This window comes from Aequoribacter sp. (assembly GCF_965659035.1).
Taxonomy (GTDB): domain Bacteria; phylum Pseudomonadota; class Gammaproteobacteria; order Pseudomonadales; family Halieaceae; genus Aequoribacter.
In genome coordinates this window covers 1-5,947 of record NZ_CBFHWH010000108.1, presented here as the reverse complement: position 1 = coordinate 5,947, position 5,947 = coordinate 1, and the positions used below count along the sequence as shown (strand labels likewise).

The window sequence follows — 5,947 nt, the reverse complement described above, 5'->3', positions numbered from 1 at the left end:
ACTTTATCGAATACGATAATCCCAAGATTATCGTTGCGTGCATCGCTACAGTGGGTGATCGCGTGTTATGGATCAAGCGCGGGACCCCACCTAAGCAGGGTTGTTGGGCGCAACCCTCCGGTTTTATGGAAAATGGAGAAACCCCAGAGCAAGCCGCGGCGCGCGAGCTATTTGAGGAAACCGGGGTCGTAATGGACCCAGCCAAACTGAATTTATTTTTAGTGGGTTCGTTGCCGGCCATCAGCGAGGTGTACTTGGTGTATTACGGCGAGCTCAACGAATTTCAGGCAACAGTCTCTGACGAGGCATTAGAAATTAGATTGTGCAACGAATCAGAAGCACCTTGGGAAGAATATGCGTACCCCGAGGTCATCGAAGCCACACGTCAGTTTTACCGCGATCATGCCAAGCGCACTTACGGAGTCTACCGCGGCCGTTACGTCGATGGCGTGAATACCATCGAGCGCGTCAACTGAGTAGTCAGCGCATCCCTGAGCAACGCACAAGGGCCCCCAGATCGGGCCCGATTCAGGTGCTCACTGGCGCTGCTAAGCGGTTTTTGCGTCGCGCGCAGTTTCCATCGATTTCATCACCGTTGCCACCATGCCGCCTACGTCACCGAGGTTTGATGGGATAATGAGCGTATTGTTGGTTTTGGCGAGTTGCCCAAATTCTTTCACGTATTGCTCGGCGACGCGCAGATTGACCGCGTCTAGGCCACCTTCTTCGTTAATTGCTGCGGCGATTGTTCTCAGGCCATGGGCGGTTGCTTCAGCAATTAAGCGAATCTCGCTGGCTTTACCCTCTGCCTCATTGATTTGCTTGAGCTTTTGGCCTTCCGATAGGTTGATCATTTCTTGCTTCGCACCTTCAGACACGTTGATTTGTGCTTGGCGTTCGCCTTCAGATTTCGCGACTACGGCGCGGCGCTCACGTTCGGCGCGCATCTGTTTTTCTAGGGCATCTGTGACCGACGCGGGTGGCATGATGTCTTTAACCTCGTAGCGCAGTACTTTAATACCCCAAGGTTCAGCGGCCTTGTCAACCGTTTCTACAACTCGGGAATTGATGACATCACGTTCTTCAAAGGTTTTATCGAGCTCAATTTTACCGATCTCGGACCGCAGCGTAGTCTGCGCCAGCTGTGTCGTGGCGAAGTAATAGTCGGTAATACCGTAGCTGGCCGCTCGAGCGTCAACGACCTGAAGGTAAATAACACCATCAATATCCACTTGGATATTGTCTCGGGTGATACAGGTTTGCTGCGCGACGTCAACGGCGATTTCTTTCATGGAATGCTTGTACGCCACCTTATCCAAGAATGGAATCAAAATGTGGAAACCCGCGTCTAGAGTGCGCGAGTACTTGCCCAAACGTTCGATGACGAATTGCTCGCGCTGTGGCACGATGCGCGCGGTTTTCGCGACCGTGATAATGACAAAAATAGAAAAGCCTATGGCTAAAATCAGAGAAATATCCATATTATGCATCCTTCTGAACAATAAGAGTTGATCCTTTGCGCCCGGTAATCAGCACACGGTCACCGGCTTTGGCGACTTCGCCGTTTGCCGCCGTCGCGTCCCAATGTGCGTCGCGATAAGATACTTTGCCAAACGTGCTGCCATCCTCAAAACCAGTGAGCACTGTGGCATAGTGGCCAATGTAGTCGTCGTCGGGTGTGTCGGTATCGGCTACTAGACTGCCGCCTTTGAACCAGGCTTTGAAGCGATTGCGCAACGTGAGTAGCAGTCCACCGGACAGAATGCCGAATAGCCAAAGTTGGTAAGTCGTGTCGGTCAGTACGCCCCACCAAGCCAAAAGACCAACGACTAAGGCGCTGATGCCAAAAAAAATGACAATAAGGCCGGGTACCAAAAATTCGGCAAGAATCATGACGATGCCTAGCACAATCCAGATAAGTTCTATTGACATGTTCGCTCCTCATGGCGTCTTTAGCGATGCGACTAGTGTGCGTTTGTTTAGGTCCAAAAGCGAGGAATTTGCGTTGAGCAGCATTTGGAAGCGATAAATCGTTGACGCATAGTCGCTATGGATGACAGCAAAAGTTGTGCTGGTCTCTTATCAAACCTACAATTGAATCTGAATTCAACTTTGGGTTTTGATCTGGATATGACAGAAAAAGAGCAACTTTCGGCACTCACCGGTATCCGACGCGGGCCTTATATTGCATTTAACCCAGTCAGTGCGGTGCAAATTTGGCAGTGGTGCTCGGTTATGGGTGAACAACAGGCGCGCTACCAGCCAGGGCCTGATCAGATCGCGCCCTTGGCTATGATGCAAATGTGGACCATGCGTGACTATTATGACCGCTATGCGCCCGGTTCAACGAGCGACCGCCCTTACCAAGTGTTTGATGACATGAGTGCCATGGGTTACGACTTGAATGTTGCCGTCAGCTATGACATCGAGTTTTTACGACATTTACGGGTGGGCGAGTGGCCTAGACACTACACTACCGTTGTTAATATTAGCGACAAAAAGACCACATCGCTGGGCGTCGGCTATTTTGTAACGGAGCGGGTTGAATATACGACCGATGCTTCCGACGTATTTGCCTACGCCAATATCACTTATTTTCAGTATCAGGCTGTCGCGGTAGAGACGGCGTCTTCGACGCCGGGTCCAAGCACTGACGCTACCGTGGATATCAGCACTCCGACGATGCTGGATTCTAGCACTTTGGCGTTGGATTGGAGTTGCGCTAAGCCTGGTCAGGCGTTGGCTGAGAGGCAGCTTCCTATTACACACCGTTTAATCGTTGGTGGAGCGCTGGCGACCCAAGACTTCATCCCAGTGCACCACAATGCGCCGGCGGCCCGCGCCGCGGGTATGCCCGATATTTTTATGAACATACTGACAACTAGCGGGCTGGTGTGCACCTATTTGAATGCTTGCGCCGGTGAGGGCGGCTTAATCAGAAGCCTTAAGTTCAGTTTGATGTCGCCGAACGTGCCGGGCGACGTTATGACGCTTCAGGGGCAGATCCAAGAATTAACGAAGGTAGACGGCGTGACTGAGGCCAACATTGTGTTTGCGGGCAAAAACGGCTTAGGCATGCATACCCAAGGCAGCGCGCTGATTGAGATATCGAACTGAACTACATCTAAAGGACACGTTAATGACAGCAAAACGATTCGAAGGCAAAGTCGCCATTGTAACTGGCGGTAGTATGGGTATCGGTCGCAGTACAGTACTGCAATTGGCGGCGGAGGGCGCGCACGTCGTCAGCTGTGCGCGGCGCAAACCCAAGCTCGACGAGCTGGAAGAAAAAGTTCAGGCTTTGGGTGGCAGCTTCACCGGTTATGGTTTAGATGTAGGCGATACCGATGCGTTTGCGGCCATGATTAACGAAACCGCTGAGCGCCATGGTCGCCTCGATTTGTTGGTCAACAACGCGCCCTCGGTGATTGGTGGCATGGTTGTAGATCAGACACTGGAGGCTTGGAAATCGAACTTTGGCATTGGTGTGCACAGTGTCTTTATCGGTGTCCAAGCCGCTTTGCGCATCATGCAGCCGCAGGGCAGTGGGTCGATCGTTAATATCTCATCGGTAAGCAGTTTGCGCGCGGGCTTGGCTTCGGGCGCCTATGGCGCGGCAAAAGCTGCTTTGAATCAGTTTAGTCAATGCGCTGCAATGGAAGCCGCACCCTACAACGTGCGTGTGAACGTCGTCGCTCCGGGTGCTGTGGATACCCCTGGGCTTAATGCATCGGTGCGTAAGAACGAAGCGGTCAAAAAAATTATGACCGACTCGATCCCTATGCGACGAGCGGCAACCCCGGAGGAAGTGGCTAAAGCAATATGCTTTTTGGGGTCGGACGATGCCTCGTTCATCACGGGTGTCATTTTACCGGTCGATGGTGGCAAAACTCCTCAGCTGTATGTGCCTGCCTTTGATATTACGAACCTAGATAATCAAGCAAAAGATCGTTAAGTCATAGCTTAGTCGATTTTTTAAGCTCGAGTGGCCGCGAGGGCTTGAGCATTTTGCTGCGCTGTGGTTTTGTGTTCAGCCTATTGGTTGTCGCGTGACACAGGCACGGAATGAGATTATGAGCACAGCGCAAGTTCTAAGTGAATTGCAAGATCAATACGCCTCGTTTCCCGAGGTGAGTTTTTTTGAGGGTAAGGGGGGGTTACCCTTTATTCGGGTGAGTAACCGTTTCTGCGATGCCGAGATCTCATTGCTCGGTGGCCAAATACTATCGTTCAGCCGTAAAGACCAGCCGCAGCCCGTGTTGTTTTGCTCCGACGCTGCGTATTTCGAGCTTGGCAAAGGCATCAAGGGCGGGGCACCCGTGTGCTGGCCATGGTTCGGCGATCATCCCGATGGCTTCGGCGCTCACGGTTTTGCGCGGAGCAACCTCTGGAGCGTAGACAGTATTGAACGTGATGACTGCGAGGTCATCGAGCTTGTTCTGAGTCTTCCCGCGGAAGCGTTGGCGCAGTATCCCGAGTGGCAAGGTATCCGACTCAGCACCAAGATTCGTGTGGGTAAATGGCTAACGATTGCGTTGATCACAGAGAATGGCTCGGATAAGGCCGTGTCGTTAAGCCAAGCCCTGCACACCTACTTCCAAGTTTCAGATTGCCGCACTATCAGTATTGAAGGCCTAGAAAATAATACCTACCTTGACAAGCCCAGCAATTTCAAACGCCAAGCAGCGGCCGGCGAGGCGATTACGGTTAACGCCGAAGTTGACCGTATTTACGAGGATGTTCAGTCGCCTATTACACTGCTAGACCCCGCGTGGAATCGCAGTATCACGCTAACCAGTGAAGGCAGCGCAAGTGCTGTGGTGTGGAACCCTTGGGTCGAAAAATCAAAAGCCATGAATGACTTTGGTGATAATGAGTATACTCAAATGGTCTGTATAGAAACGACTAACGCGGCATCCGATGCACGGGTGATTGAGTCAGGGCAAACGCACACCATGCAGGTCAAAATTCACCCCAAGGCTGTCGATTCGCTCTCTGTGGTTATGAGCTAGGCCAGCGGTGGGAAACGACCATGAGGATTTTTAATGGAAAGTACATCAGATAATGAAGGCAAGGTCGTATTAGTCGTTGGGGCAGGGGACGCCATAGGCAGCGCGATTGCGACGCGCTTTGCGCAAGAGGGGTATACCGTTTGTATGGCGCGCAGAAACGGCGATCGTCTGGCGCCGCTGGTCGAGGAACTGAGCCAGCAAGGTCTCACTGCTCACGCTTTCACTTGCGATGCGCGTAAAGAAGACGAATTGATTGGATTATTTGAACACGTCGAATCGAGCATCGGCGCCCTAGAGGTGGTTGTGTTCAATATTGGCGCCAACGTACCTATGAAGATCGTAGATACCGACAGCCGCAAGTTTTTCAAAATTTGGGAAATGGCGTGTTTCAGTGGATTTTTAACGGGCCGAGAAGCCGCTCAGCGTATGCTGACGCGCGGTCGGGGCACGATCATATTTACCGGCGCGACTGCAAGCCTGCGCGGTGCCGCGGGCTTTGGCGCGTTCGCCAGTGCCAAGGCGGGATTGCGCGCTATGGCGCAAAGCTTGGCTAAAGAGATGGGGCCTAAAAATATTCACGTCGCGCATGTTGTTATTGATGCCCCCGTAGATACGGCATGGATTATGGAAAACGTGCCTGAAGCCTCTCAGCTAAAAGCCAATGATGGGCTCGTTGTGCCCTCGCATTTGGCCGATAATTACCTGATGCTGCACAAGCAGCCACGAGATGCATGGACCTTTGAGCTCGATATTCGGCCTTGGTCAGAGTCCTGGTAAAACAGGCGTATATAATACATATGAGCTCGCTCGAAGTGGCTCTATCCTCACCAATAATGACAACGCCCAGCCCCTTTAAGGATTACGTATGGACTTGGATTTTTACTTCGATTTTGGCAGCCCTGCCTCGTATTTAGCCTACAAGCGTTTGAGACAGC

The 5,947-nt window shown here is 52.0% G+C and carries 7 protein-coding genes; 5 read left to right on the top strand and 2 right to left on the bottom strand.

What is annotated here, in order from left to right; all coding sequences use genetic code 11:
- Nucleotides 1-476: NUDIX domain-containing protein (locus tag ACTF5Z_RS11000; protein WP_438985671.1), on the top strand; the 476-nt coding region annotated here is incomplete at its 5' end.
- A gap of 72 nt (nt 477-548) precedes the next feature.
- Here the strand turns inward: ACTF5Z_RS11000 and ACTF5Z_RS10995 are convergent.
- Complete coding sequence (locus tag ACTF5Z_RS10995; protein WP_438985670.1) at nt 549-1,481, bottom strand: SPFH domain-containing protein; 933 nt, start codon at nt 1,479-1,481, stop codon at nt 549-551.
- A 1-nt stretch (nt 1,482) separates the two neighbouring features.
- Nucleotides 1,483-1,932: an NfeD family protein gene (locus tag ACTF5Z_RS10990; protein ID WP_423854858.1), complete on the bottom strand. Its 450-nt coding sequence runs from the start codon at nt 1,930-1,932 to the stop codon at nt 1,483-1,485.
- A 117-nt stretch (nt 1,933-2,049) separates the two neighbouring features.
- Here ACTF5Z_RS10990 and ACTF5Z_RS10985 point away from each other — a divergent pair, with 117 nt between their 5' ends.
- From ACTF5Z_RS10985 to ACTF5Z_RS10970, 4 genes are all read left to right on the top strand, one after another.
- Entirely contained in the window at nt 2,050-3,117 is a 1,068-nt protein-coding gene (locus ACTF5Z_RS10985) for a hypothetical protein (RefSeq protein WP_438985669.1), read from the top strand.
- Between the two features lie 22 nt (nt 3,118-3,139).
- The gene (locus ACTF5Z_RS10980) at nt 3,140-3,955 is read left to right on the top strand and encodes an SDR family NAD(P)-dependent oxidoreductase (RefSeq protein ID WP_423849665.1); all 816 of its coding nucleotides are present in this window, start codon (nt 3,140-3,142) and stop codon (nt 3,953-3,955) included.
- 118 nt (nt 3,956-4,073) lie between these two features.
- Nucleotides 4,074-5,012 (top strand): D-hexose-6-phosphate mutarotase, encoded by a 939-nt coding sequence (locus ACTF5Z_RS10975; protein WP_438985668.1) that lies wholly within the window; start codon nt 4,074-4,076, stop codon nt 5,010-5,012.
- Between the two features lie 33 nt (nt 5,013-5,045).
- Entirely contained in the window at nt 5,046-5,789 is a 744-nt protein-coding gene (locus ACTF5Z_RS10970; protein WP_438985667.1) for an SDR family NAD(P)-dependent oxidoreductase, read from the top strand.
- The last annotated feature ends 158 nt before the right edge of the window (nt 5,790-5,947 follow it).

Coding starts and splice junctions, on each gene's coding strand:
- ACTF5Z_RS10970 (WP_438985667.1), top strand. CDS start 5,046: ATGGAAAGTACATCAGATAATGAAGGCAAGGTCGTATTAGTCGTTGGG.
- ACTF5Z_RS10995 (WP_438985670.1), bottom strand. CDS start 1,481: ATGGATATTTCTCTGATTTTAGCCATAGGCTTTTCTATTTTTGTCATT.
- ACTF5Z_RS10975 (WP_438985668.1), top strand. CDS start 4,074: ATGAGCACAGCGCAAGTTCTAAGTGAATTGCAAGATCAATACGCCTCG.
- ACTF5Z_RS10985 (WP_438985669.1), top strand. CDS start 2,050: ATGGATGACAGCAAAAGTTGTGCTGGTCTCTTATCAAACCTACAATTG.
- ACTF5Z_RS10980 (WP_423849665.1), top strand. CDS start 3,140: ATGACAGCAAAACGATTCGAAGGCAAAGTCGCCATTGTAACTGGCGGT.
- ACTF5Z_RS10990 (WP_423854858.1), bottom strand. CDS start 1,932: ATGTCAATAGAACTTATCTGGATTGTGCTAGGCATCGTCATGATTCTT.